Annotated in this window: 18 protein-coding genes; 5 read left to right on the top strand and 13 right to left on the bottom strand. The window is 66.7% G+C overall.

Going from position 1 to position 24,985, the window contains the following annotated elements:
• Positions 1-79: 79 nt before the first annotated feature.
• Together FPV16_RS16690 and FPV16_RS16685 are read right to left on the bottom strand one after the other, a co-directional pair.
• Positions 80-1,033, bottom strand: coding sequence for a PDR/VanB family oxidoreductase (locus FPV16_RS16690; RefSeq protein ID WP_227439505.1), 954 nt, complete (start codon positions 1,031-1,033; stop codon positions 80-82).
• Positions 1,030-1,599: a dimethylamine monooxygenase subunit DmmA family protein gene (locus tag FPV16_RS16685; RefSeq protein ID WP_227439504.1), complete on the bottom strand. Its 570-nt coding sequence runs from the start codon at positions 1,597-1,599 to the stop codon at positions 1,030-1,032. Before FPV16_RS16685 ends, FPV16_RS16690 begins: the two co-directional genes overlap by 4 nt.
• 1,023 nt (positions 1,600-2,622) lie before the next feature.
• On the opposite strand from FPV16_RS16685, the gene FPV16_RS16680 reads away from it, so the two are divergent.
• Positions 2,623-4,374 carry an APC family permease gene (locus FPV16_RS16680; protein WP_227439503.1) on the top strand — a complete coding sequence of 584 codons (1,752 nt, stop codon included), beginning with the start codon at positions 2,623-2,625 and terminating at the stop codon, positions 4,372-4,374.
• A gap of 98 nt (positions 4,375-4,472) precedes the next feature.
• On the top strand, positions 4,473-5,606 hold the full coding sequence (locus tag FPV16_RS16675; RefSeq protein ID WP_227439502.1) for an aminomethyltransferase family protein: 1,134 nt from the start codon (positions 4,473-4,475) through the stop codon (positions 5,604-5,606).
• Positions 5,607-5,948: 342 nt separating this feature from the next.
• Here FPV16_RS16675 and FPV16_RS16670 read toward each other — a convergent pair whose 3' ends face one another.
• Complete coding sequence (locus FPV16_RS16670; RefSeq protein WP_227439501.1) at positions 5,949-7,007, bottom strand: helix-turn-helix transcriptional regulator; 1,059 nt, start codon at positions 7,005-7,007, stop codon at positions 5,949-5,951.
• A 601-nt stretch (positions 7,008-7,608) separates the two neighbouring features.
• Between FPV16_RS16670 and FPV16_RS16665 the strand changes: the two genes are divergently transcribed.
• Both FPV16_RS16665 and FPV16_RS16660 read left to right on the top strand, forming a co-directional pair.
• Positions 7,609-8,964 carry an NAD(P)-binding domain-containing protein gene (locus FPV16_RS16665; RefSeq protein ID WP_227439500.1) on the top strand — a complete coding sequence of 452 codons (1,356 nt, stop codon included), beginning with the start codon at positions 7,609-7,611 and terminating at the stop codon, positions 8,962-8,964.
• 343 nt (positions 8,965-9,307) lie between these two features.
• Complete coding sequence (locus FPV16_RS16660) at positions 9,308-11,686, top strand: DUF1989 domain-containing protein (RefSeq protein ID WP_227439499.1); 2,379 nt, start codon at positions 9,308-9,310, stop codon at positions 11,684-11,686.
• A gap of 101 nt (positions 11,687-11,787) precedes the next feature.
• Here the strand turns inward: FPV16_RS16660 and urtA are convergent, their stop codons facing one another.
• The 10 genes from urtA to FPV16_RS16600 form a co-directional block, all read right to left on the bottom strand.
• Positions 11,788-13,038, bottom strand: a complete 1,251-nt coding sequence (gene urtA, locus FPV16_RS16655; protein WP_227439498.1) for an urea ABC transporter substrate-binding protein — start codon at positions 13,036-13,038, stop codon at positions 11,788-11,790.
• A gap of 175 nt (positions 13,039-13,213) precedes the next feature.
• Positions 13,214-14,074 carry an urease accessory protein UreD gene (locus tag FPV16_RS16650; protein ID WP_227439528.1) on the bottom strand — a complete coding sequence of 287 codons (861 nt, stop codon included), beginning with the start codon at positions 14,072-14,074 and terminating at the stop codon, positions 13,214-13,216.
• Between the two features lie 5 nt (positions 14,075-14,079).
• The gene (gene ureG / locus FPV16_RS16645) at positions 14,080-14,715 is read right to left on the bottom strand and encodes an urease accessory protein UreG (RefSeq protein WP_413629314.1); all 636 of its coding nucleotides are present in this window, start codon (positions 14,713-14,715) and stop codon (positions 14,080-14,082) included.
• Positions 14,716-14,729: 14 nt separating this feature from the next.
• Positions 14,730-16,442: an urease subunit alpha gene (gene ureC / locus FPV16_RS16640; protein ID WP_227439496.1), complete on the bottom strand. Its 1,713-nt coding sequence runs from the start codon at positions 16,440-16,442 to the stop codon at positions 14,730-14,732.
• 10 nt (positions 16,443-16,452) lie between these two features.
• Complete coding sequence (locus FPV16_RS16635; protein ID WP_227439495.1) at positions 16,453-17,148, bottom strand: urease subunit beta; 696 nt, start codon at positions 17,146-17,148, stop codon at positions 16,453-16,455.
• A gap of 59 nt (positions 17,149-17,207) precedes the next feature.
• Positions 17,208-17,906, bottom strand: a complete 699-nt coding sequence (locus tag FPV16_RS16630; protein ID WP_227439494.1) for an urease accessory protein UreF — start codon at positions 17,904-17,906, stop codon at positions 17,208-17,210.
• Entirely contained in the window at positions 17,906-18,370 is a 465-nt protein-coding gene (gene ureE / locus FPV16_RS16625; RefSeq protein ID WP_227439493.1) for an urease accessory protein UreE, read from the bottom strand. The genes FPV16_RS16630 and ureE overlap by 1 nt, the downstream gene beginning before the upstream one ends.
• Positions 18,371-18,517: 147 nt before the next feature.
• On the bottom strand, positions 18,518-18,739 hold the full coding sequence (locus tag FPV16_RS16620) for a hypothetical protein (RefSeq protein ID WP_027173195.1): 222 nt from the start codon (positions 18,737-18,739) through the stop codon (positions 18,518-18,520).
• 120 nt (positions 18,740-18,859) lie between these two features.
• The gene (locus tag FPV16_RS26310) at positions 18,860-22,756 is read right to left on the bottom strand and encodes a M10 family metallopeptidase C-terminal domain-containing protein (protein WP_319802247.1); all 3,897 of its coding nucleotides are present in this window, start codon (positions 22,754-22,756) and stop codon (positions 18,860-18,862) included.
• 386 nt (positions 22,757-23,142) lie between these two features.
• Positions 23,143-23,838 (bottom strand): GntR family transcriptional regulator, encoded by a 696-nt coding sequence (locus tag FPV16_RS16600; RefSeq protein WP_227439526.1) that lies wholly within the window; start codon positions 23,836-23,838, stop codon positions 23,143-23,145.
• A gap of 139 nt (positions 23,839-23,977) precedes the next feature.
• Between FPV16_RS16600 and FPV16_RS16595 the strand changes: the two genes are divergently transcribed.
• Positions 23,978-24,949 (top strand): PfkB family carbohydrate kinase, encoded by a 972-nt coding sequence (locus tag FPV16_RS16595; protein ID WP_227439492.1) that lies wholly within the window; start codon positions 23,978-23,980, stop codon positions 24,947-24,949.
• Positions 24,950-24,985 lie beyond the last annotated feature (36 nt).

Genomic DNA, 24,985 nt, shown 5'->3' with positions numbered 1-24,985 from the left:
TACCAAGTCGCACCGATCCCGAGCGATGGCCGGCATCGGCGCGTTCGGCGGAGTCCCGCCGCCACGCGGTCGTCCGGTCTTAAAAATCGAGCACGAGGGTCCCGGATCTGGCCCGCGAGACGCAGGTCGCGATGAGGCGCCCCTCCGCCTTCTCGGCATCGGACAGGACGTGATCCCGATGATCGGGGATGCCGTCCACGAGGGGCAGGAGGCAGACGCCGCAGGCGCCCCCCCGGCAGAGGCAGGGAGCCTCGATGCCTTCGCCCTCCAGCGCTTCGAGCAGGGTCTGCGACGCCCCGACCGCGATCGACCGGCCGGACCGCGCCAGGGTGACGGTGAACGGCTCGCCGCCCTTGTCCCCGCCGAAACTCTCGCGGTGGATCGCATGCGGCGTCCAGCCGAGGCCGCGCGCCGTCTCCTCGACTGCGTCCATCAGGCCCTGCGGCCCGCAGGTATAGACATGGGTTCCCAGAGGCTGGTCGGCGAGGATGGCGGCGAGATCCGGCCGCTCCCCCCGTCCGACGCCATGGACGTGGACGCCCGTGGATTCGGAGCCGAGCAGGGCGCGGAAGGTCTCGACCTCGTCGGGGGCGCAGAACTGATGCAGTTCGTAGGCCGAGCCGCGCAATGCCAGGACCGGCCGGTAGGACAGGAACGGCGTCAGCCCGATGCCGCCGGCGATCAGGATGTGCTTGCGGGCGAGCGACGCGATCGGGAACAGGCTGGCCGGCGCGCTCAGCTCGACGGCGTCACCGATCGTCAGCCAATCGTGCAGGAAGTGGGAGCCGCCACGCGAGTCCGGAACACGGCGGACGATGATCGCGTAGTGATCGCGCTGATCGGGGGGCGTCACCAGGGAATAGGCGTTCTGCCAGACCCGGTCCGGCCCCCGCAGGGTGACGAGAACATGGGCCCCCGGGGGCGATGTGGGAAACGCCCCGCCGCTCTCGGGAACGAAGCGGAACCGCTTCAGCGTCGGGTTCAGGAGTTCGATCTCGGCGACGCGCGCCGCCAGCTTGCCGTCGAGGATCATGAATAGGCCTGCTCTGCCGGAGGGACTTCGCCGGCGACCTCGGCATCGATCTTGACCCCCATGAAGGCCGACAGGCGCCGCGAGAAATGATCCCGCACGAACAGGTTGGCACCGCAGCCGTCACATCGGACGATGGTGGTGGTCACGCCGTGGTTGAAGGTCCTGCAATGGACGCAGGCCACGCGCCGCGCCCGTGTACCGGACTGGCACTGAAAGATCTCCTGCTTGGTCATTCCCGCGCGCTGCGCCGTGTTGAAGACATCCCACAGGAAGTCCTCGGTTCCGCTCACGTAGAGCCGCAGACCCATGCGCTCCTGCGCGAGGCGATGGTCGAGGCGATCGATGAGGTGTCGCGGCGAACGGAACCCTCGTTCGTGCATAGTCTCGGAAGGTGGGATCCGGCCCTCCTGGTCGGGGGCGACCACGAACCAGACCTCCACCTCCCTGTCGGGCGGGGCCTCGAAACGATAGGCGGGCGAATCCGACACCAACAGGTGGCGCAAGCCGGACAGATCCATCGCCAGCGATTGATAGACCGGTCGGCTCTTGATGGACTGATCTGACATCGACCTCGTCTCGACAATGGGCGGTGCGGCGGCCGGCCCAAAAACCAGCTCAAAGACCAGTTATGGCCCGATCCATGCCGGCAGCGGACCGCGCCGAACCGGGGGAACGACCTCGGCCAAGCCTCTAGAGCCTGACCTGTCTACCACTTGCACAACAGGTCTGTTCTTTAAGAGAATTTCATTTTCTCCAAGAGAACAACAATGTCAATCGCCGTTTTCGACTGAAGTCCCGGCCGATCGGTCGGATGCCGCTTCGATGGGCGCCGGACGATTGTTTTAGCACCCGCTGCCGTCATGGGCCGCACATTCCGTGCGAGATGTCCATGGTTGCGGAACGCGCGCGATCGAGCACGAGGCCGCCGGCGACCCCATCGAATCGGGAAGGCTCGGCTCGGCCCAATCTCTTGTCATGCCCGCGATCGACAAACATCCATGCCTATTTACTGGTCATATCTGCTCGAAAATCAAATCCCCTGGAAAATTTCGATGCAATTCCACTGTTCGCTCAGGGGGGAGCCGCAATAGCGCTTGACAGCGGCTCAACCGAAGAGAAATGATTATTCCTATAGAGAATTTGAGGAGCGCGATCGGCAGCCTTCCGCTCACGTGGTGCGTCCGACTCCCATGAAAGGTGCGCCCCGGCGGTCCCGGCACCCTGGTTATCCGGATAGACTTCGTATGACCGTCTCCGCAACGATGGGAGTTTTCCATGTTGTCGGCGACGCCTCGACAAGCATGATCATAGCTTAGTGTCCCTCGTGGAACTTTTCACCAGCACCGGTTCTCGCCCCTGACAAGACGGTACGGCGGAATGTTCGTGAGAGACACTTAGAACGCCATTCTGACAACCTTCTGCAGCGGCGACTCACCTGCGGGAACGGCGCCCCGACACGGACGACGCTCCGGGTGCGACTCGACCCTGCCGGGACCGCGCGGGACCACATCGCCCCGGGATCACGACCTCGACGAGGGCACGGGTCGATCCGGACCGAACCCTCAATACGACCAATGGAGAGCTGAATCATGAGCACCGGACTGGCATCCTCGGCAAAGCCCGTGGCGGGCTTCACGTCCCCCGCCACCGGAACGGCCGAAGACGGCAAGCTGCATCGCAGCATCAACTGGACGGGGGCGTTCTGGGTCGCGAGCGGCGTTCCCGCCCTGGTCCTGTTCTCGGTCGGCGGCATTGCCGGCAATACGGGCAAGCTCGCCTTCCTGATCTGGACGCTCTCCATGATCATGGGCTTCATCCAGTCCTTCACCTATGCGGAGATCGCCGGCCTGTTCCCGAACAAGTCGGGGGGCGCGTCGGTCTACGGGGCCGCGGCCTGGGTCCGCTACACCAAGCTGGTGGCGCCCCTCTCGGTCTGGTGCAACTGGTTCGCCTGGTCGCCGGTCCTGTCCCTCGGCTGTTCCATCGCGGCCTCCTACATCATCAACGCGGTGGCGCCGCAGCCGACGGCCACGTCGCCGGCCGTGGTGCAATGGCTCGCCTCCAACGGCGCCGCCCTGCAGATGGCCGATGCCGACAAGGTGACGGCGGCCATCGCGGCCGTGGCGCCCGGCATCCGCACCTGGACCCTGTTCACCACCACCCTCGGCCCGGTCTCGCTCTCCCTCAACCTGGCCTTCTTCATCGGCGCCGCCCTGATGCTCGCGGTCTTCGCCGTGCAGCACCGCGGTATTCTCGGAACGGCGAACGTCCAGAAGTATATCGGCCTCCTCGTCATCATCCCGATGTTCATCGTCGGCGTGGTCCCGCTGCTGATCCACGGCGTGAACTGGGAGAACTTCTCTCCGCTCGTCCCCCTGGCGGCACCGGCCGCTCCCGCGCCGGGCGCCTGGAACATCACGGGCTGGACGCTCGTCCTCGGCAGCATGTTCATCGCGGCCTGGTCGACCTACGGGTTCGAGACGGCGATCTGCTACACCAGCGAGTTCCGTGATCCCGCCAAGGATACGTTCAAGGCGATCTTCTATTCGGGCGTGCTCTGCCTCCTGCTGTTCACCCTCGTGCCCTTCACCTTCCAGAGCATGCTCGGGGTCGAGGGGATGCTGGAGGCCTCCATCGTCGACGGGTCGGGTGTGGCGGCCGCACTGGCGCACATGGTCGGCGGCGGTCCCATCGTCGAGAACTTCCTCGTCATGCTGATGATCCTGGCCCTCGTGCTCTGCATCATGACGGCCATGGCGGGGTCCTCGCGCACCCTCTATCAGGGCTCGGCCGATGGCTGGCTGCCGCGCTACCTCAGCCATGTGAACGAGCACGGCGCGCCGACGCGGGCAATGTGGACCGATCTCGTCTTCAACCTCGCGATCCTGGCGATCGCCTGTGCCGATGCGACGAGCTTCTTCTTCATCCTGGCCGTGTCGAATTGCGGCTACATCATCTTCAACTTCCTCAACCTCAACTCGGCCTGGATCCACCGCATCGACTCGGCGCATATCCCGCGCCCCTACCGCGCACCGACCGTCATCCTGGTGCTCGGCGGCGTCTTCGCCTTCGTCAACGTGATCTTCATGGGGGCGGGCGCGAAGGTCTGGAACCCGATCGCCCTCTGGGCCGGCCTCGTCACCGCCGCCCTGATCATCCCGGTCTTCTGCTACCGCCACTATGTCCAGGACGGCGGCAAGTTCCCGGCCGAGATGTACGAGGACCTGCATGTCGGCCCCGAGGGAATGGTGAGCCGCCGGCGGGCGGGAATCCTGCCCTACCTGACGCTCGCCGCCGGCGTCGTGGTGCTCCTCCTCTCGAACTGGTTCTTCCAGCTCTGATCGAACCGGGCTGCCGGGCGGTTCGCCCCGGCAGCCCGCCCGCGGGACGAGCCCCGATCCCGCCCAATCAAAAAACGGAACGCTAAGGGACAGCCGCCATGAGCTACACAGACCTTCCCCGCCAGTCGGCCCTCAACGAGCGCCACCTGGCCCTGGGCTCGACCCTCGATGCCGAGTGGAACGGGATGCCCATCCCGCAATCCTACAGCACCGACCGCTACGAGGAGACCACCATCGTCCGCTCGCGGGCGGGCCTGTTCGACGTCTCGGGCCTTCGCATCGTCAACGTCTCCGGCCCGGACGCGGAAGCGATGCTGAACGCGATGCTCACCAGCGACGTCGGCAAGATCGCTCAAGGCAAATCGGCCATCAGCAACATCGTCGACGCGAACGGCTCCCTGATCGACGACGTGCTGGTCTACCGCGACGGGCCGCAGGCCTTCCGCGTCTCGCATGGCGGCGGCAGCCTCGAAGACGTCCTTCCCGAATTCACCGAAGGCCGCGCCGTGGAGGCGGCCCGCGATGACGACGTCCACATCCTGTCGCTGCAGGGACCGCTGGCCCTCGCTATCCTCGCGCCGCACACCCCGTTCGACCTACCGACGCTGAAGTATTTCGAGCATGTCCGCACGACGCTGTTCGGCCGCGACGTGTCCCTGGCGCGGGGCGGCTACTCGGCCGAGCGCGGCTACGAGGTGTTCTGCGCCGCCAAGGACGCCGTCGCCATCTGGGACGCGATCATGCAGGCGGGCGAGCCCTTCGGCATCGTGGCGGCCTCCTGGGACTGCCTCGACATCGTGCGCGTGGAAGGCGGCCTGCTGTTCTTCCCGTTCGACATGCCGAAATCCGACACCACGCCGTGGGAAATGGGTCTGGCCTGGACCGTCGACCTCGACAAGCCGGATTTTCGCGGCAAGGCCGCCCTGGTGGCGCGGAAGGGCACCGAGCGTTTCAGCCAGGTCGGCCTCGAGATCCTGCACCATGAGGCGGTGACGCCGGGTGCCAAGATCGTCAAGGACGGACGCGAGGTCGGCACGGTCAACAGCACCACCTACAGCCGCCACCTGATGAAGTCCCTCGGCCTTGCCCACCTGCCGCCGGAGCTCTCGGCCCTCGGCACGGAGGTCGAGATCCAAACCGAGACCGGAACGCTGGTGGCCAACGTGGTGCGGACGCCGTTCTACGACCCGATGCGCCTGCGCACCCATCCGGCCGACGAACGGACCGCCTGAGCGGAGCGACGACTTCCCGCCGCCGTGCGGTTGAGTGAGCAAGCGGCGTCCCTCTCCCCCTCGTGACGACGTTGTTCACACATCTCGCGGGATGCGGGGGTCCCCTCTCCTTCCAGGAGAGGGAGTCTGTCGCGCCTCATGTCGATGTCATCGGCTGGATAAAATAGCCGTCGAGGAGATGTGTGAATCCGACAGCCCCCTTGTGGGGAGAGGTTAGGAGCGGGGGTGGTTGGGCGACCCTCACTCGGCCGAGGCTGACGGGGCCACCACCTCCACCAGTTCCTCCCCCATAAGGGATAGGAGAGCCGCGCATCCTACGAATGATGTGAATGCCGTAAGCCCTCAGGCCGAGGGGAAGAACGGGCTGAACTTCTTGATCAGATCGCGCTCGGACGTGACCTCCGCCTTCCGGTAGATGCGGATCTTGCAGTTCTTGATGGTGCCCTTGCTGATCGCCAGACTCTGCGCGATCTGGCCCGTGGCCTGGCCTTTCATCGTGAGGGTCAGGATGTCCCGCTCCCGTGGGGTCAACGCCACCAGCACCTCCGCCGCCGCCCGATAGCCCACCGACTCGTCCGGCATGGCGGGTTTCGGCCCGAGCATGAAGATCCGGCCGCCCGGCGCCAGGGCGAAGTCGCGGTCGAAGACCTCCGATGTGATCACGTGATCTCGCGCATGGACCGTCCGGATGGCGTCCGAATGCGCCAGGGTCTCGAGCATCGGCAGGATCGAGACATCCGACTGGACGGCCCGCTTCCAGGATTCGTTGGCGAACACCTCCACGTCGTGGCGGTCGCGGATCAGGGTCGGCCGGTTGACCAACCCGTCCGCCTGCGTCCCGTCGGTGTAGCGCAGATTGCTGAACAGATGGCCGAGATGGCTCCTGTGGCATCCTTCAAGAGCGGGAAAGACCAGCTTGGCCCGCCGGATATCACTTTCCGAGAAGACGCCGCGCTCCCGTTCGAGGAACAGCCCGAAGCAGCAATGCCCCACCGTCGAGAAGAACATGCCGAGCTCGTCGGAAATGTTCGCGGCCGGCCTGAATATCTTGCCGTAGAGGATCGATTCCGGGCTGGTGCTCCCGATCTCCGACAGGGTCAGGATGCCCGGTTTGCCGCCGTTCTTCCAGTAGAGGGAGAAGGGATCGATGGTCAGACATTTCCTGTTGTAGAAATCCACGATCTCGCTCGGCACCCCGGTCGTGTACAGCACGTCGGGCGGGGCCACGCGCGAATACCGGATGATCCATCCCGAATCGCTTTTCACGCAGAGGGCGAACAGGGACAGCAGGTTCCGGTGAAAGCGCTCGGTTCCGATGGAGGCGGCGACGTCGCCGAAGCGACCGTACCATTCGGCGGTGGCCAGCGGATCGGGTCCGCTCCGGATCGGTTCGTCCTTCATCCTGAAACGGTGCCATTCCCTATGAAGCAGGCGCGTCGTCGAGGCGTCCAGCCTCGCGGCCCCGCACGTTAAGTCGACCCGCGCCCCGCCCCAAGCTCCTTTACGCCGGACGAGGACGATCCCCGGCCCCGCAAGCGACTGGATCCCCCCTCGGCTTAACGGCTGTGCGCTCTATCAAAGCGGGTTCGGCGTGAAGCGCGACGGACTCCCTCTCCTGGAAGGAGAGGGGACCCGCGCATCCCGCGAGATGTGTGAATACCGTAGCCCCGCCGGGAAAGGGATAGGCCCGCGCCGGACGTCCGAGAAGTGCCGCCCAGTTCGACTGGGATGCTACATGGCACGGTTCTCGCTTAACAGTATCCCCCCTTGCGTTTGCAATGCACAACTGGACGACGACAGTAGTGCCAACAGTCACTATTGCACCGCGCTTTCTCCCACGCGTATAAATTTTCTCGACAGGAATGTTTCGACGAGGTTTCGCCCTCGCCGGATCTATCCTCGGGGGAGAATGGTCTTTGGCGGACGTCCGGCACCGATCGGGAACCCGCCATCGGGAGGCCCGGTCCGCCCGGCTCACGCGACATAGAACGGGAATCTGATCATGAAGAAGCGGGTTGCGATCATCGGCGCGGGACCGAGCGGCCTCGCCCAGTTGCGCGCCTTCGAGGCGGCGCGGCGCGCGGGCGAGGAGATTCCCGAGCTCGTCTGTTTCGAGAAGCAATCCGATTGGGGCGGCCAGTGGAACTACTCGTGGCGCACCGGCCTCGACGAGAACGGCGAGCCGGTCCACAGCAGCATGTATCGCTACCTCTGGTCGAACGGCCCGAAGGAGTGCCTCGAATTCGCGGATTACTCCTTCGAGGAGCATTTCGGCCGGCCAATTCCGTCCTATCCGCCGCGCGCCGTGCTGCATGATTACATCGCCGGCCGGGTCGCGCGCAGCGACGTGCGCAAGTACATCCGTTTCTGCACCCCCGTCCGCTGGGTGAGCTATTCCGAGGAGACCGGCCGGTTCACCGTGACGGCGAAGGACCTGATCAAGGACGAGCATCAGGTCGAGGACTTCGATTACGTCGTGGTGGCCAACGGCCACTTCTCGGTCCCCAACGTCCCGAGCTTCGAGGGGCTGGAATTCTTCCCCGGCCGCGTGATGCATGCGCATGATTTCCGCGTCGCCGACGAATTTGCCGGCAAGCGCCTGCTGATGATCGGTGCGAGCTACTCGGCGGAGGATATCGGCACGCAATGCATCAAGTACGGCGCCACATCGATCACCTTCAGCTACCGCACCAAGCCGATGGGCTTCGACTGGCCGGCGGGTTTCGAGGAGAGGCCGCTCCTGGAGAAGCTCGTCGGCAACACGGCCTATTTCAAGGACGGCAGCGACACCGAGGTCGACGCGATCATCTTCTGCACGGGCTACAAGCACACCTATCCGTTCCTGCCGGACGACATGCGGCTGAAATCCCATAACTGCCTCTACCCGGCGGGGATCTACAAGGGTATCTTCTGGCAATCTAACCCGAAGCTGATCTATATTGGAATGCAGGACCAGTATTATACCTTCAACATGTTCGACGCCCAGGCCTGGTATGCCCGCGACTACATGATGGGCAAGCTCGCCTTGCCGGGTCCGGAGGAGCAGGAAGCCGACATCGCCAAATGGCTGGCCTATCAGGACACGCTCACCAACCCGTTCGAGGCGATCGACTTCCAGACGGAATACGTCCGCGAACTCCTGGCGGCGACGGACTATCCGCCCCTCGACGTCGACAAGGTCGCCGACCTGTTCAAGGAGTGGGAGCACCACAAGATGGAGGGCATCCTCACCTACCGCGACCGGTCCTACCGCTCGACCATCACCGGAACGGTCTCGCCCCCGCACCACACCACCTGGATGAAGGCCATGGACGACTCGCTCCAGGCCTTCATGGGCCTGCCCCAGGCGGCGGAATGAGCGCGTCGCTGTTTTGGGATCATGCCATTCCCCAGCCTCCATCGCCCTACTGGATTCACCCCTCTGCTCGACAGCCGTTCCCTCGATCGAAGAGGGTTCGCATGAGGCGCGACGGGCTCCCTCTCCCGTGTGGGAGAGGGTTGGGGTGAGGGGTGTGGACTCTCCGGAGAAGTCGCACACCTCACCCTGTCCCTCTCCTTCCAGGAGAGGGGACCTGCGCATCCCGCGAGATGTCTGATTATCATAGCTCCATCACCGGGCAGCGGCCTCCGATGGCGATGACGGCCCCAAGCGGGGCGCGTCGGCCCGCATCCGTTGCGACCCGTTCACCCTGGATAGACAAATGAACCAGATCTGGATGCAGCCCGAGGGCGCGTGGGCTACGACGTCGCCGCGCACGCTCTCGTTCTCGGCACGGGGAGGGGCTTCTGCCTTTTTCGAGGTCGAGGCCGGGGATCGCTTGCGCATCGTCGATCCGGAGGGGCGCCAGCCCGCCTTCCTCTATGCCGGCCCCGGCGCGTTCGGAGAGGCGGCACCGGGCGCGCCGCCCCTCTTGGAAACCCTGCGGACGGGAGGAGACGGGGCCGGCGGCCGCTCGGTGGAGGCCGCCCTCGCGGCGCGCGGCATCGCGCCGTCGGATCTCGAAGCTCATGCGCTGTTCCACGCGAGCTCCCCGCCGGGATCGACGTTCCGCGCCACGGCGGCGACGAGCTCCGTCTGCGTTCTCGTCATTCCCGGCGGCCCGATGGCGCCGGACGCGCAGGATCCCCCGACCGATCTGCGGGTGGAGATCGAACCCGCCAGATCCCTGGAGGGGAGGGCCCCGCCGCCGCTGGCTCCGCCGCTCCTCGACCTGCGCGTGAAGGCCGCCACCGCCGAGGCTTTTTCCGTCAAGGCCGGCCAGTACATCCAGATCATCGACGTGGACGGGCGCCAATGCGCGGATTTCCTCGCCTTCGATGCCGTCGCCCTTCAAGCGGGTGACGAATACGGCCTCGACGCCACCACCACGCATACTTTGATGGGATCGACGGCGCCGAAACCCGGCCTGCTGTCGAAGTATTTCGACGCGCGCATGGTCCCCCTGGTGGAGATCGTCCAGGATACGGTGGGTCGCCACGACACGTTCATGCTCGCCTGCTCGGCCAAGTATTACGAGGATATGGGATATCCCGGTCATTCGAACTGCACCGACAACTTCAACGCGGTGCTCAGCCCGCATGGAGTCCAGCCCAAGAAAGGCTGGCCGGCGATCAACTTCTTCTACAACACCGTCGCGGGGCCGGACGATCGGATCACCATGGACGAGCCCTGGTCACGCCCCGGCGATTACGTTCTCCTGCGGGCGCTGACCGACCTCGTCTGCGCCACCTCGTCCTGCGCCGACGACATCGATCCCGCCAATGGCTGGTGCCCCACTGACATCCACGTCCGGGTCTATGAGTCCGACAGCGCCTTCTCCAAGGGTATGAGCCACCGCATGACCCCCGATGCCGAACCGCGCCTCACCCGCGAATCCGGGTTTCACCCGCGTACCGCCGCCCTGACCCGGAAGATGGAGGATTATCGCGGGTTCTGGGTGCCGACCTGCTTCAACGCGGCCGGCCCGCTGGAGGAATACTGGGCCTGCCGCGAGAGGGCCACGATCATGGACCTCTCGGTGCTGCGCAAGTTCGAGGTGATCGGGCCCGATGCCGAGGACCTGATGCAGCTCGCGGTGACGCGCAACGTGCGCAAGCTCGCCGTCAACCAGATCGTCTACACCGCGATGTGCAACCCGCATGGCGGGATGATCGACGACGGCACGCTGTTCCGTCTCGGCCAGAACAACTTCCGCTGGATCTGCGGCGACGAGTATTCCGGTATCTGGCTGCGCAAGCTCGCCGAAGACCACAAGCTGAAGGTCTGGGTGAAGAGCTCCACCGACCAGCTCCACAACGTCTCCGTCCAGGGGCCGAGATCGCGGGAGATCCTGTCCGGCCTCGTGGTCAGCCCGCCCCAGGAACCGACCGTCGACGAGCTGAAATGGTTTCGCTTCACGGTCGGGCGCATCGACGGCGTGCCGATCCTGGTGTCGCGGACCGGCTATACCGGCGAACTCGGCTACGAGGTCTGGTGCCACCCGAGCCAGGCGACGGCGATCTGGGACTCGATCATGACGGCGGGCGCGCCGCAGGGCCTCACGCCGATGGGGCTCGCCGCCCTCGACATGCTGCGGATCGAGGCCGGCCTCGTCTTCGCCGGATACGATTTCTGCGACCAGACCGACCCGTTCGAGGCGGGCATCGGCTTCACCGTGCCCAAGGACAAGCCCGACGCCTCCATCGGATCGGAGGCCGTGGCGCGGCGGCGGGACAACCCGCACAAGCGGATGGTCGGCCTCGACGTCACCGGCAACGAGCCCGTCGGGCACGGCGATCCCGTCTATGACGGCCGGACCCAGGTCGGGATCGTCACCAGCGCCACGAAATCGCCGATCCTCGGCAAGACCATCGCCCTGGCGCGCCTGGACGTCTCCGCGGCGGCCCTCGGTCGGTCCGTGGAGATCGGCAAGCTCGACGGCCATCAGAAGCGGCTTTCCGCCACGATCGTGGCGTTTCCCCATTTCGATCCCAAGAAGACCCGCGTCCGGGCGGAAGCGCCTAAACGCGGCGATCAGGGACAGGCCGGCCTCACCGAGCCCTCGCCGGAGAATGTGGCAACGGCCGGCATCCCCGCTTGAGCGAAGAGCGCGGCGGGGCCTTCCGGAAATGCCGCAGAGCGGGCGGATCTCGGGAGGCCCCGCAACGCGCTGCAGGAGCTTCGGCCTTGAGGTGACGTGTCCTACTGGTACCCTTTGGGGAAGGGGTCCGGCTTGATCAGCTCCGGGCTCGTATAGACGATCTCGAACTGGCCATCGGCCTTGGCCTTGCCGACGCGGGTCTTGGACCAGAGGTGGTGGTTGGGATCGACGCGCACGTAGCCTTCCGGCGCGGCCTTGAATTCCAGGCCCGGCGAGGCGGCGACGACCTTGTCCACATCGAACGAGCCGGCCTTCTCGCAGGCCATCTTCCACAGGAAGGGCCCGAGATAGGCGGCCTGGGTCACGTCGCCGATCACCGTCTTCTCGCCCCACATCTTGTGGAAGGCGGCGACGAAGGCCTTGTTGTTGTCGTTCTCGATGGACTGGAAGTACTTCATGCAGGAATAGGCTCCGGCGATGTTGTCGCCGCCGATGCCCTCGACCTCGTCCTCCGTGACGGAGAGGGTGAGCAGGGTCTGTTTCGACAGGTCGATGCCGGAGGCCTTGAGCTGCTTGTAGAACGCCACGTTCGAGCCGCCGACGACGGTGACGAAAATCACCTTCGGCTTGGTGAGCTTGATCTTGTTGATCACCGAGTTGAACTGGGTGTGGCCGAACGGGAAATACTCTTCGCCGACGACCTTGCCCTTGAGCACGCTCTCGATATGCTTGCGGGCGATCTTGTTCGAGGTGCGCGGCCAGATGTAGTCCGAGCCGATGAAGAAGAACGTGTCGCCGCCCTTCTCCTTGTTAACCCAATCGAGGCTGGCAAGGATCTGCTGCGTCGCCTCCTGCCCGGTATAGATGACGTTCTTGGACTGCTCCAGGCCCTCGTAGAAGGTCGGATAGTACAGGAGGCCGTTATACTGCTCGATCACCGGCAGCGCCGCCTTGCGCGAGGCCGAGGTGAAGCAGCCGAAGATCGCCGCGCAATGGTCGTTGACGAGGAGCTTCTTGGCCTTTTCCGCGAAGGTCGGCCAGTCGGAGGCGCCGTCCTCCTGGATCACCTTGATCTTGCGGCCGAGGATGCCGCCGGCGGCGTTGATCTGCTCGAAGGCGAGCTTCTCGGCCTGCGTGGCGCCGGTCTCGGAAATCGCCATGGTGCCGGTGACGGAGTGGAGGATGCCAACGGTCACCTCGCTGTCGGTGACGGCGAGGCCCGTGGTGTTCACGGCATCGGCCGCGAGGACGGGTGCGCTCCGCGTGGCGGCGAGGAAGGGTGCGGCGGCCAGGCCGAGCAGCAACCGGCGACGGAGTTGACGATAAGCGGTGTCTTCGTCTTTCGACGCCATCGTTTCATTCCCCACTCGTCATGGTGGAGGACACACCCCTGTCCATCCACGGTTGTTCTCCTCGAGCAGGATCACTCCAGCTCGACCGAGGAACACTGTCGGGAAGAAACTTCGTTTCTTAAAGGGCAAATTGGCTGCATGCTGCCTCATTGCTGGGCAGGCCCAAAGTCCGTCCTCACTTGCGGCGGCGCGCGGGGGCGACACCGAACAGCGCCGCGAAGGCGATCGCGAAGACCGCATCCATCCCCGCCGACAGGGCGCCGCCGCTGGGCGCGAGAACCCGCACGGCCAATCCGGCGGCGTTTGGCAGCGGGCTCGCTCCGCACAGGCACCCCATCGCATCGGCGGCGCCCTGCAGCGCGGCGATATCGGGATGGCCATCGGCGTCCCCGAGGATCGCCATCGAGCCATAGGCCGCGTAGGCGCCGAGGGGGGAGGCGGGGCCTTTCAGCCTCGCGCCATCGAGCGTCGAGCGCTCGTTGACGAGGATGCGTCCCTCCTCGGTCTCGACCCGCAGCGACAGGGCGATCCGGGAGAACGGCCGGCCCATGCCGCTCGGATCGTGACTGGCGAAGCCTTCGCTGACGATGGCGCGCGCATCACGGCCGACCACGATGCGGGTGTCGAGATCGAGCGCGGCGCCGGGAAACAGGATCATCGGATCGGGATGCAGCGCCAGGCTGGCGTCACTGGCGATGGCGAGACGCGTGTCCTGGCGCGCGGCGTAGGCGCCGGTGTCATGAACGACGGTGGCCGATTGCGTGGTGACATGAGCCCGGCTTCCGGCCTTCGCGGTGATGTCGAGGCCCAGGCGGTCGGCCCGGTAGAGCCCGCCGGAGGCGGATTGGAGATACAGCGTCGCGATGTCGGGACGCTCCGGATACATCCGGAACGGCCGGGTGATGTGGAACGGATAGGGCACGACCTGCCGCGACAGCACCGTGGTCCCGCCGCCGCGCACGAAAACGAGGCGGGCTTGGCGATGCCGCGAGCGGCCCGCTCCCTCCGGCGGGGCGCCCCGGACCTCCTCTTCCACGTCACTCAAGGCGCGAAGAGCACGGCGCGGCAGATCGCATCTGCCACGGCGTCGATCCCGTCGCCCGCGCGGGCATTGGTGGCGATCATCGCCTTGCCGCCGCGCACGGCGGTGGCCTCGGCGAGCATGGCGGGGAGGTCGATCCCCACATGGGGGGCGAGGTCGGTCTTGTTCACCACGAGAAGGTCGCAGCGCAGCACGCCGGGGCCGCGCTTCCTGGGGATGTCGTCGCCCCCCGCCACGTCGATGACGAAGATCCACCAATCCACCAGATCGAGGGAGAAGGTGGAGGCGAGGTTGTCGCCGCCGGATTCGAAGATCAGGAGATCGAGGCCGGGAAACGCCGCCTCCAGGGCGTCGCCGGCGGCGATGTTGAGGGTCGGATCCTCGCGGATCACGGTATGCGGGCAGGCGCCGGCCTCCACCGCCGAGACCCGGGCCGGATCGATCAGCCCGGACCGGCGCAGGCGCTCCGCGTCCTCCTTGGTGACGAGGTCGTTGGTGACGATGGCGAGATCGACGCCGCGCCCCGCCAGGACCGGGATCAGACGCTCGATCAGCGCCGTCTTCCCCGACCCGACGGGTCCGCCGATGCCGATCCGCGCGGCGCTGGCGCGGGCCGGGGAGGGGGTGAGGATCATCGCGGTGTCGGACATCAGCGCAGCATGTAGCGTTGGGCGAGGGGGAGGACCTTGGCCGGTTCGCAGGTGGCGATGGCCCCGTCGACGAAGACGTCGAAGGTCTGCGGGTCGACGCGGATATCGGGGCAGGCGTCGTTCCAGAGCATGTCGGCCTTGCTGAGCGTCCGGGTGCCGTGGGCCGGCAGCAGCGCCTTGCGCAGGCCGAGCTCGTCGCGCAGGCCGCGCTCGATCGCCAGCGGATGGACGAAACAGGCCGAGAGCCCCTGCTTGGCGAGGCCGAACGCGCCCCATTGCGGGCGCAGCAGCATCGGTTCGCAGGTCATCAGCGATGCGGCGGAATCGCCCATGGCGCCCCAGGCGATGAAGCCGCCCTTGATGACGAGTTCGGGCTTGATGCCGAAGAAGGCGGGGCGCCAGAGAACGATATCGGCCATCTTGCCCTCTTCGAGGGAGCCGATGTGCTCGGCGATGCCGAAGGTGCGTGCCGCGTTGATGGTGTATTTGGCGATGTAGCGCTTGATCCGGGCATTGTCACCGAAGCCGGCCCGGTCCTCGGGCAGGCTGCCGCGCTGGTCCTTCATCTTGGAGGCGAGCTGCCAGGTCCGGCAGATCACCTCGTGGATGCGGCCCATGCCCTGGCTGTCTGAGCCGAGCATCGAGATCGCGCCGATATCGTGCAGCACGTCCTCGGCGGCGATGGTCTGGGCGCGGATGCGGCTCTCGGCAAAGGCCACGTCCTCCGGCAAGGCCGGGTTGAGGTGGTGGCACACCATCGTCATGTCGAGGTGCTCGTCGAACGTGTTGACCGTGTAGGGGTTGGTCGGGTTCGTCGAGGAGGGCAGGCAATGGGGCAGGCCGGCGACGCGGATGATGTCCGGCGCGTGCCCGCCCCCCGCCCCTTCCGTGTGATACATGTGGATCACCCGGCCGCCGATGGCGGCGAGCGTGTCCTCGACGAAGCCGGATTCGTTGAGCGTGTCGGTGTGGAGCTGGACCTGGAAGTCGTGCTCGTCGGCAAAGCCGAGGCAGGCATCGATGGCCGAGGGCATCGCCCCCCAATCCTCGTGGATCTTCAGGCCGAGCACGCCGGTCTCCAGCTGCTCCTTCAGGGCCGCCGGCTTGTGGGTGTTGCCACGGCCGAGGAACCCGAAATTCACCGGCCAATGCTCGGCCGCCTGGAGCATCTTGCCCGTGTTGAACGGGCCTCCGGAATCGATGCCCACGGTGATAGGCCCCAATGAGCCGCCGAGAAGCGTGGTGATGCCCGACGCGATGGCGTGGTCGGGCAGGCCCGCGGAATCGAAATGGACATGGACGTCGATGGCGCCCGGCGTCGCGATCAGCCCCTCGCAATCGCGCACCGTGGTGCCGGCGGACACGATGAGCCGTGGATCGACCCCGTCCATGATCGCCGGGTTGCCGGCCTTGCCGATGCCGACGATCTTGCCGTGGCGGATGCCGAGATCGCCCTTCACGATGCCGAGCACCGGATCGATGACGAGGACGTTGCAGAGCAGGAAATCGAGGGCGCCCTCGGCCGAGGTGATGCCCGGCGCCATGCCGATGCCGTCGCGCAGGGTCTTGCCGCCGCCATGCAGGCATTCGTCGCCGTAGACGGCGTAGTCTTTCTCCACGACGGCGACGAGGGAGGTGTCGGCGAGGCGCACGCCGTCTCCGGTGGTGGGTCCGTAGAGGGCGGCGTAGTCGCGGCGGGGGATCGTCACCATGATGATATCCTCATGCACCCTTGAAGCCGCCGGCTTTAGCCCGGGCCAGGGCAGCGGCGCGCTCCGCCGGCGTGTCGATCGTCCCCTGGGTCAGGTCGTTGAGGCCGGTGAGCCGGCGCTCGCCGCCGAACCCCACCAGAGTGACGGTCTTGCGCTGGCCCGGCTCGAACCGCACCGCCGTGCCGGCCGGGATGTCGAGGCGCAGGCCCAAAGCCGCCTCGCGGTCGAAATCGAGGGCGCGGTTGACCTCGAAGAAGTGGTAATGCGACCCGATCTGCACCGGCCGGTCGCCGGTATTGACCACCTCGATGGTGGTGCGCGGACGACCTGCGGACAGCTCGATCTCACCCTCGGCGGGCAGGATCGCGCCGGGCTCCAGCGTATCGGCCGGCGCCCCCTCGGCGGGCCGGATCGGCTCGTGCACGGTGACGAGCTTGGTCCCGTCGGGGAAGACACCCTCGACCTGCAGGATCGGCAGCATCGCGGCGATGCCGGGCATGACGTCCCCGGTGGTGAGGATGGTCGAGCCCCACCCGATCAGGTCGGCGACACTGCGCCCGTCGCGCGCGCCCTCCAGGATCTCGTCGGAGATGATGGCGACGGCCTCCGGGTAGTTGAGCTTGAGGCCGCGGGCGCGACGCTTTCGCGCCAGTTCCGCCGCCGTGAAGATGGTCAGCCGTTCGAGTTCGGTCGGTGTCAGCAGCATTGGTGGTCCCTACGGCCTCGTCCGTTCCCGGAACCGTGTTTCACCGTCCGGCGACGGTTTCAATTCGCGAACAGGCGCAGATCGGCACGGGCGTGACGCATGGTGGCGATCTCGATGAGCGGTGTGAAGGCGACGAGCATGATGTCGGCGTTGTCGGTTTCGTCCTCCTCGGCCCCTTGCACAGGCCGGGCCGCGATCTCCGCCAGCACCGGCATCAGGGCGCAGAGGATGCGCTGCGCCTCGATGGCGCCGACGCGCCCGAGCCTCACGGCGGCGGTGACGAGGGCGGCGGCACATTGGTAGCCCGCGATCTCGGTGACCGTGGTCTCGTCGAGGCCGAGGGATCGCCACAGCGCGCCCTGCATCACCGCCAGATGCCCGAGAAGCGGGCCGTCGCGGACTGCCAAGCGCAAGCCTTCGGCCCCCGGCGTCCCGATGCGGCTATGGGCGGCGAGCAGCGCCCCGCCGTTGCGTCGGCTGCCCGTGCGCATGGGCTCGGGCAGGCAGGCCGCTTCCACGGCGGCGTCGATCCGGGCGAGGCGGGCGAGATCCCCTTGCGCGCGATGGGCCAGAACCAGGGCGACCCGGTCGCTGCCGGCCCAGCGGTGACGCAGGATGACCTCCACCGCATGGCCGAGTTCCGCCCCGCCGAGGCCGTCCGGCAGCGCCGCCAGCCCCTCGATCCCGTTCGAGAAGGCAAAGCTCCCGCTGGGGAAGGCCGAATCCGCCTGCTGGAGGGCGATGAGCCGCTGCAGCATCAGGCGGCGTCCGTCCGCCCGTCGAGCCCATGCGCCACGCGGCCGGACTCCGTCAGATCGCCGAGGCGCGCCAGATAATCCTCCGGCGGGCCTTCGAGGGCCACGAGCAGGTCGTCACCGTCGAAGCGCACGCGCCAATGCAGGTTGCCCGCATGGTAGCCGAGTTCGAGGGCGGCGGCCTTGTCCCCGGGCACCAGCCGAAGCCAGCGCTCCGCCCCGACCCGCACCACCAAGGCGCGGTCCGTCTCGAGGATCAGGACGGCGCCGTCGAACAGGGTTTCCTCGCGGGGCAGGGCGATGGCGATGTCCTCGCCGCCCTCGGTGGTCGCCCGCAACCGCCGCCGGGCGATGTCGGCGCTGTCGATGGCCAGGATGTCGACGGCGTGGTGGTGATCGAGATGATGCAGGCGGTGTGCGATCTCGGGATCGAGCCTGCTGCCCACGATACGGTCGATGACGCGCATTCGGTCTCCACTCACCCGGCGAGGTCCAGGAGAGGAAACTAACCGGGTTCGCATCGGCACGCCAATGCTTCCCCACGCTCGGCCCTTCCGGCGCGAACGGGAGCCCGTTGCCGACCGACGCATCGGGTCGGGACAGCGCCCGGGGCGCTACGCCGTCGCCGTCCTGGCGGTCAGCGGAGGGCGATAGAAGGCCCCGATCTCGCGGATCAGATCGCGCCGCTGCTCCTCCACCAGAGCGGAGAGAATGTCATCGCGACTCTGGTTGATGACCGACAGAAGGCGAATATTGGGATATCGGCCTTCGAAAACCACGAACACCTCCGATTCCCCATGGGGATCCAAAGGATCCAGGCAGTAATGGTTCGCCATGCCAGACCTCCGAATCATCACGACGGGCGAGAAACACTCATCGGCATCCTTCCGATCCACCGATTCCATGGAATAATACCTTGACGCATCGTGCATCTTCGACGGCTCGCCAGGCCGACATCAAAGGATGAAATCCGCCGTCTGGAGGGTGAAGGTGCCGGTCAGGAGAATGGCGAAATCGGCCTTCGCATCGCCATTCACATCACCGCTTACCAGGGTATTTCCGCCCGAGACGATGGAGCGAAGCTCACCCGCCCTCATCGTGAACGCGTCGTCCTCGATGAACCGGAAGGCCTGGTTCACCGCGCCGCCGGCGATCGCATCGATGAAGTGAAGGTCGATCCGATCCCCCTGGGACGTGCTGAAATCCTTGAGCGTATCCCGTCCGGCAGCGGACACGGTGCTGTCGCCGAGCCGGTCGAAAACGAAGGTGTCGGCGCCGCCTCTGCCGTAGAGCAGATCGGCGCCATCGCCGCCGGACAGGGTATTGAGACCGTCGTTTCCGAGGATCTTGTTGGCGAACTCGTTGCCCGTCAGGTCGATCGCGGTGGTGCCGGCATCCCGCACCGTCCGCAAGGTCTCGATGGACTGGCCCGCGGCGAGCACGTAATCGACCGCCGCCCTCACCGTGTCGGCACCGTCGTTGAGCGCCTCGAACACCTTGTCGGTCGCCGCCGAGACGATGAACGTGTCGTCCCCGTCCCGCCCGTACAGGCTGTCGGCCCCGGCGCCGCCGTCGAGGACATTGGCCCCGTCATTGCCCACCAGCTTGTTGACGAGGTCGTTGCCGGTGAGATCAATGGCGGTTTTGGCGGTGTCGAGGATCGTCCGCAAGGTCTCGATGGATTGGCCGGCGGCGAGCACGTAATCGACCGCCGCCCTCACCGTGTCGATCCCGTCGTCGAGCGCCTCGAAGACCCTGTCGGTCGCCGCCGAGACGATGAACGTGTCGTTGCCGGCCCGCCCGTACAGGCTGTCGGCCCCGGCGCCGCCGTCGAGGAGGTTGGCCCCGTCATTGCCCACCAGCTTGTTGACGAGGTCGTTGCCGGTGAGGTCGATGGCGACGGTGCCGGTATCGAGGATCGTCCGCAGGGTCTCGATGGACTGGCCGGCGGCCAGTGCGTAGCTGACGGCGGCCCTCACCGTATCGACGCCGTCGCCGGCGGACTCGAACACCTTGTCGGTCGCCGCCGAGACGACGAAGATGTCGTTGCCGGCCCGCCCATAGAGGGTATCGGCGCCCGCCCCGCCATCGAGGAGGTTGGCCCCGTCATTGCCCACGAGCTTGTTGGCGAGTGCGTTGCCGGTGAGGTCGATGGCGACGGTGCCGGTGTCGAGGATCGTCCGCAGGGTCTCGATGGATTGGCCGGCGGCGAGCCCGTAGCTCACGGCGGCGAGCACCGTATCGGCACCGCCCCCCGCGATCTCGAAGACGAGATCGCCACTGTCGTCGATCAAGTAGACATCGTTGCCGCCGAGCCCCTGCAGGCTGTCGGCCCCGGCCCGCCCGTCGAGGAGATCGACCCCGAGCGTCCCGACCAGGGTATCGGCGAAGCGCGATCCCGCCACCCGCTCGATGCCGACGAGGACATCCCCCGCCGCGTCGCCGCCGCTCGCGGCTCCGGTGCTGAGGTTGACCGACACGCCGGCGGCGGAGGCGCCGTAATCCAGGACGTCGAAGCCGGCGCCGCCATCGAGCCTGTCCGCGCCCGCGCCGCCGAGCAGGGTATCGTCGCCGTCATAGCCGTAGAGCGCGTCGTTCCCGGCGGCGCCGCTGAGGATGTTGGCCAAGCCGTTGCCGAAGAGCTTGTCGTCGAAGGCCGAGCCGAGGATGTTTTCGAAATCCACCAGGGCGTCGCCCTCGGCACTGCCGCCGATGCCGGCGACCTTGCCGGCGCTGATGTCCACGGTCACACCCGCACTCGAGTCGCTGTAATAGGCCCAGTCGACACCGTCGCCGGCCGTCATGTAATCGGCCCCGGCGCCGCCCGTCAGGATATCGTTGCCGTCGCCGCCCCCGAGGAAATCGGCCCCTCCGCCGCCGGACAGGGTGTCGTTTCCGGCGAGGCCACTCAGCGTATTGGCGGCGGCGTCGCCGACGAGATTGTCGTCGTAGCCCGAGCCTTCCAGGTTCTCGATGCTGACGAGGGTGTCGTTGTTGGCATCGCCGTAGAGCACCTTGCCGAGGGACAGGTCGATGTAGACGCCGGCGCTCGACCCCGCATAGCTCGCCGTATCGATCCCGTCGCCGCCGTCGATCCGGTCGGCGCCAGCACCACCCTCCAGCCTGTCCGCGCCGCCGTTTCCGCTGAGGCTGTCATTGCCGCCGCGGCCAAGGAAATCGTCGCCCGCTGCCGCGCCGACGAAGATGTCGTCGAAGTTGCTGCCGGTATAGCGCTCGATCGAGGAGAACAGGTCCCCGGCGGCGTCGCCGGCATGGTTTCCGGTGGTCAGGTTCACCGTGACGCCGGCGCTGCCGTCGAACCCCGCGATGTCGAACCCGTCGCCGCCGAACACGATATCCGCGCCGGCGCCCCCCACCAGGGTATCGTCGCCGGCCTCGCCAAAGAGGGCGTCGTTCGCCCCCAGGCCCCGCAGCCGGTCGTTGCCGCCGCCGCCCAGCAGGGTCGATGCCGTGGATGCGCCGCTGAGGGTATCGGCATAGGCCGATCCGTAGACGCCCTCGATCCCCGTGATCGTATCGCCTTGGGCATGGCCGCCGAGCACCTTGCCGACCGACAGGTCCACCGTGACGGCCGCCGTCGAACCGGCATAGCTGGCATAGTCGAACCCGACCCCGCCATCGAGGACATCGTTGCCGGCGCCCCCGGAGAGGGTATCGTTGCCGCCGAAGCCGTAGATCCGGTCGTTGCCCCCGTTCCCCGTCAGGGAATTGCCGCTGGCATTGCCGTAGATCGTGTCGTGGCCCGATCCGCCGACCGCCGCCTCGATCACCGTGTTCCGGGCGATGGCGACGTTGTCGGTCATGCTGCCGATGTCGGAGAATGTGCCCGCGCCGAGATCGATCAACTGGTTCGTCGTGAAGCCCGACACGTCCAGGGTGTCGTATCCCCCGGCATCGTAGATCGCGATGACGGGGTCGGTGTTCTGGGTGAAATCGAAGGCGCCACGGCCCGCATTGGAGTTGAACCCGTAGGTCGTGTTGCCCACCCGCGTATTCGGATCGGCCCCGTACTTGGCCTGGATCGCCGAGATGTCGTCGAGGAGCGGCGTCGCGCCGTAGGTTCGGTCCAGAACCCCGTCACGATTGTCGTCGCGGCGGCCGAAATGATCGACACCCGACCCGTCTTCATCCGCATCGAAATAGGACATGACGGTGTATTTCCGCGTGTCCTGCGCGTATTCGGCGTTGCCGTCATACGTGATCGCGCCGCCGGACCCGGCATTGTACTTACCGGGATGCGAGAGGCCGAGGGTGTGGCCGATCTCGTGGACGTAGGTTTCGACCCCGTAGCCGCCATAGAACATGTCGGCATCGGCATCGTGGCTCGTCCAGCTCGAATTCATCCAGATCCGCTGCTTGGTGATCGTATCGACGCCGTTATTGCCCTGGGTCAGAGTGGGCGAGGCATAGGTTCCGCCTCCCCGGGTGACGGAGGTATAGGCGAAGCTGATGTCGTGATTGGTCGCGGACGTGGTCTCGACGAGGTTGATCGCGATCAGGTCGTCCCAGAGCTCGAAGGCTTCGCGGGCCCGGTCGACCATCAGCGTGGTCATCGCCCTGAACCCGGTCGCTTCGCTGGCATTGCTGCTCGGCGGCGAAGTCGAGGGGATCGCGTAGGTCAACTGCGTCCCCGCCCAGGTCCGGGCGTCGTTCTCGGCCGGCTGTCCGGCGGCGACGGTCCACGAGGTCGTGAGCTGGTCGATGACCCTGGCGAGATCGCCGGGGGGAGGGGCGGAGACCGCCAGCGCCGCGAAGGAGGTGCTCCCCGCCGACGGTCCGGACATCCAATGCCGGGACACGAAGCCCGGCCCATCGCTACACAGGATGCACATCGCCCGATTTCCCCCGTGTGTCGCCCGCCTCGCGAACCGATCCAACGGCTCGCGGAGGGAAGACTTTTGCGTCGATGCCCTGGAAGCATCGCCCTCGAATCGGTTCGTCCGACCGACTCAAGCGCTACCATGCAGCAGTAATGGATGCTACCAAAACAGAACCAAAATAGTGGTCGCGACAGTATTCGATGGCAAGTTCCAGCAAATGGTATCCTTCTATGATACCAAAATCGGGAAATGCTGGTGCGGCTCCCGCAATGGCGGGCCGTTGTCGAAACGCCGCCGCCACGACATCCTCATGGACAGCGCAACTGTGGCGATGCGTTGAGATGTCGGCGGCGCATCATCTTGTCCGCGAGAGGGCCCCGATGATCCGGGACGGGTCCCTATGCCCGCAGGCGCAGGCGGTAGGCGTAGGCGTCACCGCGGAAGAGCCCTTCGACATACTCGATCAGACGGGCATCAGCGCCGTAGGAGCGGCGCTTGATCAGCAGGCAGGGAAGCGGTTCGGAGAAGCCGAAGATCGCGCATTCCTGCGGCTCGGGAGAGGCCGCCTCGATGGTCTGCTCGCAATCCACCAGGGGGACGCCGCACTCGGCGAGGCGGGCATAGATCGAGCCCGACAGGTCGGCATCGGCGAGGCCGGGGGCGAGGCCGAGATCGTACCAGGCCTTCTCCACCGACAGGGGGATGCCATCGCCCATGCGTACCCGCACGAGCCGGAGGAACCGGGCCGTGGACGACAGACCGAAGATCGAGGCGATGGAGCGATCCTCGCCCACCGTCCGTTCGAGGATGCGGGAGGAGGGGACGCGCCCCAATTCGTGCATCTCCTGCGTGAAGCCCTTGAGGCGCTCCATGCCGGGCTTGATGCGGCGGAAGCCGTCCTCGACGATGTAACCGTTGCGGCCATGCGCGCTCACCAGCCCCTGCTGGCGCAGGGCATCGTAGGATTGCTGGACGGTCTTCCGGCTGATGCCGAGGTCGAGGGCCAGCTTTCGCTCGGCGGGCAGGGTCGCTCCGGGGGGAAGAAGACCATCCGTGATCATGGCCCGGAACTGGTGCTCCAGTTGCCGATACATCGGGAGAGCCGTGTCGTTCTGGATGCGGAGGGTCGCGAAAACGTTTGGTGTTCTGGTCAATGCGGCGGCATCGTAAGAAGGGCGTCGGGGCGGCGCGTCACACTCCCTCCCTTATATGACCTCGCGGCGGACTAGCCACATGGGAAGCGCCTTTGTGCTCGGCAGTTTCGTCGCGGCGGGCACGTTCCGGGTCGACCGGCTTCCCCGTCCCGGCGAATCGCTGCTGGCCTCCGCCGTCGCCTGGGAACCGGGCGGCAAGGGATTCAACGTCGCCGCCGGTCTCCGCCGCCTCGGCGTGACAGTGGACGGCCTGATCCCCGTCGGCACCGACCATCTCGCGGGGCTGGCCGAGCCCGCGCTTTTGCGGATGGGCCTGCCGGCCTCGATGATACGGGTCCATCCCGGCTCCACCGGCATCGGCGTCGGCTTCGTCGGGGCCGATGGCGAGAACTGCCTCGCGGTCCATCCCGGCGCCAACCGGCTCCTGTCGCGGGAGACCGTGCGCGCGGCGGCGACGCGCATCGCCTCCGCCGCGATGGTGCTCGCGCAGTTCGAGATCGGCGACGGCCCCATCGCCGAAGCCTTCGCGATCGCCCGCGGCGCCGGCGTGCCGACCCTGCTCAACCCCTCGCCGTTCCGGATGCCGGCGTCCGAGACCTTGGCCACCATTCTGGCCTCCACCTCAATCCTCGTGGTGAACGAGACCGAGGCGGAGGCCCTTCTCGGATTGCTGTGCCCCGGACAGGCCGGCACCGGTCCTTTGCGCGCGGCGGCGGAGGGGCTCGGGCGGGCGTTGCACGCGCGCGGCGTCGAGGCGTTGGCGATCACCTTCGGCGCGGCCGGGGCGCGGATCGTCCTCGGCGGTTCGACGATCCTCGATCAGCCGGCCTACCCGGTGGCCGCCATCGACACGATGGGCGCCGGCGACGCCTTCACCGCCGGCCTCGCGGCCGGGCTCGTGGCGGGCATTCCCTGGGATGCGAGCTGCCGGATGGCGGCGGCCTGCGGCGCCCTCATGGTGACCCGAGCCGGCATCCTCGACGGCTTGCCCGATCCGGGCGAGGTGACGGCTTTCCTCCGCGCCCACTCGCCCGGGATGGCGGACCCATGACCCGCGCCGCGAGCAAGAGCATGACCCGCGCCGCGT

Origin of the sequence: Methylobacterium sp. W2 (genome assembly GCF_020662345.1) — a bacterium.
Taxonomy (GTDB): domain Bacteria; phylum Pseudomonadota; class Alphaproteobacteria; order Rhizobiales; family Beijerinckiaceae; genus Methylobacterium.
This window is presented reverse-complemented; position numbering and strand designations above follow the sequence as displayed.

Excerpts from the sequence above, each read along its gene's own strand:
- FPV16_RS16690 (WP_227439505.1), bottom strand. The coding sequence starts at position 1,033 with ATGATCCTCGACGGCAAGCTGGCGGCGCGCGTCGCCGAGATCGAACTC.
- FPV16_RS16685 (WP_227439504.1), bottom strand. The coding sequence starts at position 1,599 with ATGTCAGATCAGTCCATCAAGAGCCGACCGGTCTATCAATCGCTGGCG.
- FPV16_RS16680 (WP_227439503.1), top strand. The coding sequence starts at position 2,623 with ATGAGCACCGGACTGGCATCCTCGGCAAAGCCCGTGGCGGGCTTCACG.
- FPV16_RS16675 (WP_227439502.1), top strand. The coding sequence starts at position 4,473 with ATGAGCTACACAGACCTTCCCCGCCAGTCGGCCCTCAACGAGCGCCAC.
- FPV16_RS16670 (WP_227439501.1), bottom strand. The coding sequence starts at position 7,007 with ATGAAGGACGAACCGATCCGGAGCGGACCCGATCCGCTGGCCACCGCC.
- FPV16_RS16665 (WP_227439500.1), top strand. The coding sequence starts at position 7,609 with ATGAAGAAGCGGGTTGCGATCATCGGCGCGGGACCGAGCGGCCTCGCC.
- FPV16_RS16660 (WP_227439499.1), top strand. The coding sequence starts at position 9,308 with ATGAACCAGATCTGGATGCAGCCCGAGGGCGCGTGGGCTACGACGTCG.
- urtA (WP_227439498.1), bottom strand. The coding sequence starts at position 13,038 with ATGGCGTCGAAAGACGAAGACACCGCTTATCGTCAACTCCGTCGCCGG.
- ureG (WP_413629314.1), bottom strand. The coding sequence starts at position 14,715 with ATGATCCTCACCCCCTCCCCGGCCCGCGCCAGCGCCGCGCGGATCGGC.
- ureC (WP_227439496.1), bottom strand. The coding sequence starts at position 16,442 with ATGGTGACGATCCCCCGCCGCGACTACGCCGCCCTCTACGGACCCACC.
- FPV16_RS16635 (WP_227439495.1), bottom strand. The coding sequence starts at position 17,148 with ATGCTGCTGACACCGACCGAACTCGAACGGCTGACCATCTTCACGGCG.
- FPV16_RS16630 (WP_227439494.1), bottom strand. The coding sequence starts at position 17,906 with ATGCTGCAGCGGCTCATCGCCCTCCAGCAGGCGGATTCGGCCTTCCCC.
- ureE (WP_227439493.1), bottom strand. The coding sequence starts at position 18,370 with ATGCGCGTCATCGACCGTATCGTGGGCAGCAGGCTCGATCCCGAGATC.
- FPV16_RS16620 (WP_027173195.1), bottom strand. The coding sequence starts at position 18,739 with ATGGCGAACCATTACTGCCTGGATCCTTTGGATCCCCATGGGGAATCG.
- FPV16_RS26310 (WP_319802247.1), bottom strand. The coding sequence starts at position 22,756 with ATGTGCATCCTGTGTAGCGATGGGCCGGGCTTCGTGTCCCGGCATTGG.
- FPV16_RS16600 (WP_227439526.1), bottom strand. The coding sequence starts at position 23,838 with ATGTATCGGCAACTGGAGCACCAGTTCCGGGCCATGATCACGGATGGT.
- FPV16_RS16595 (WP_227439492.1), top strand. The coding sequence starts at position 23,978 with ATGGGAAGCGCCTTTGTGCTCGGCAGTTTCGTCGCGGCGGGCACGTTC.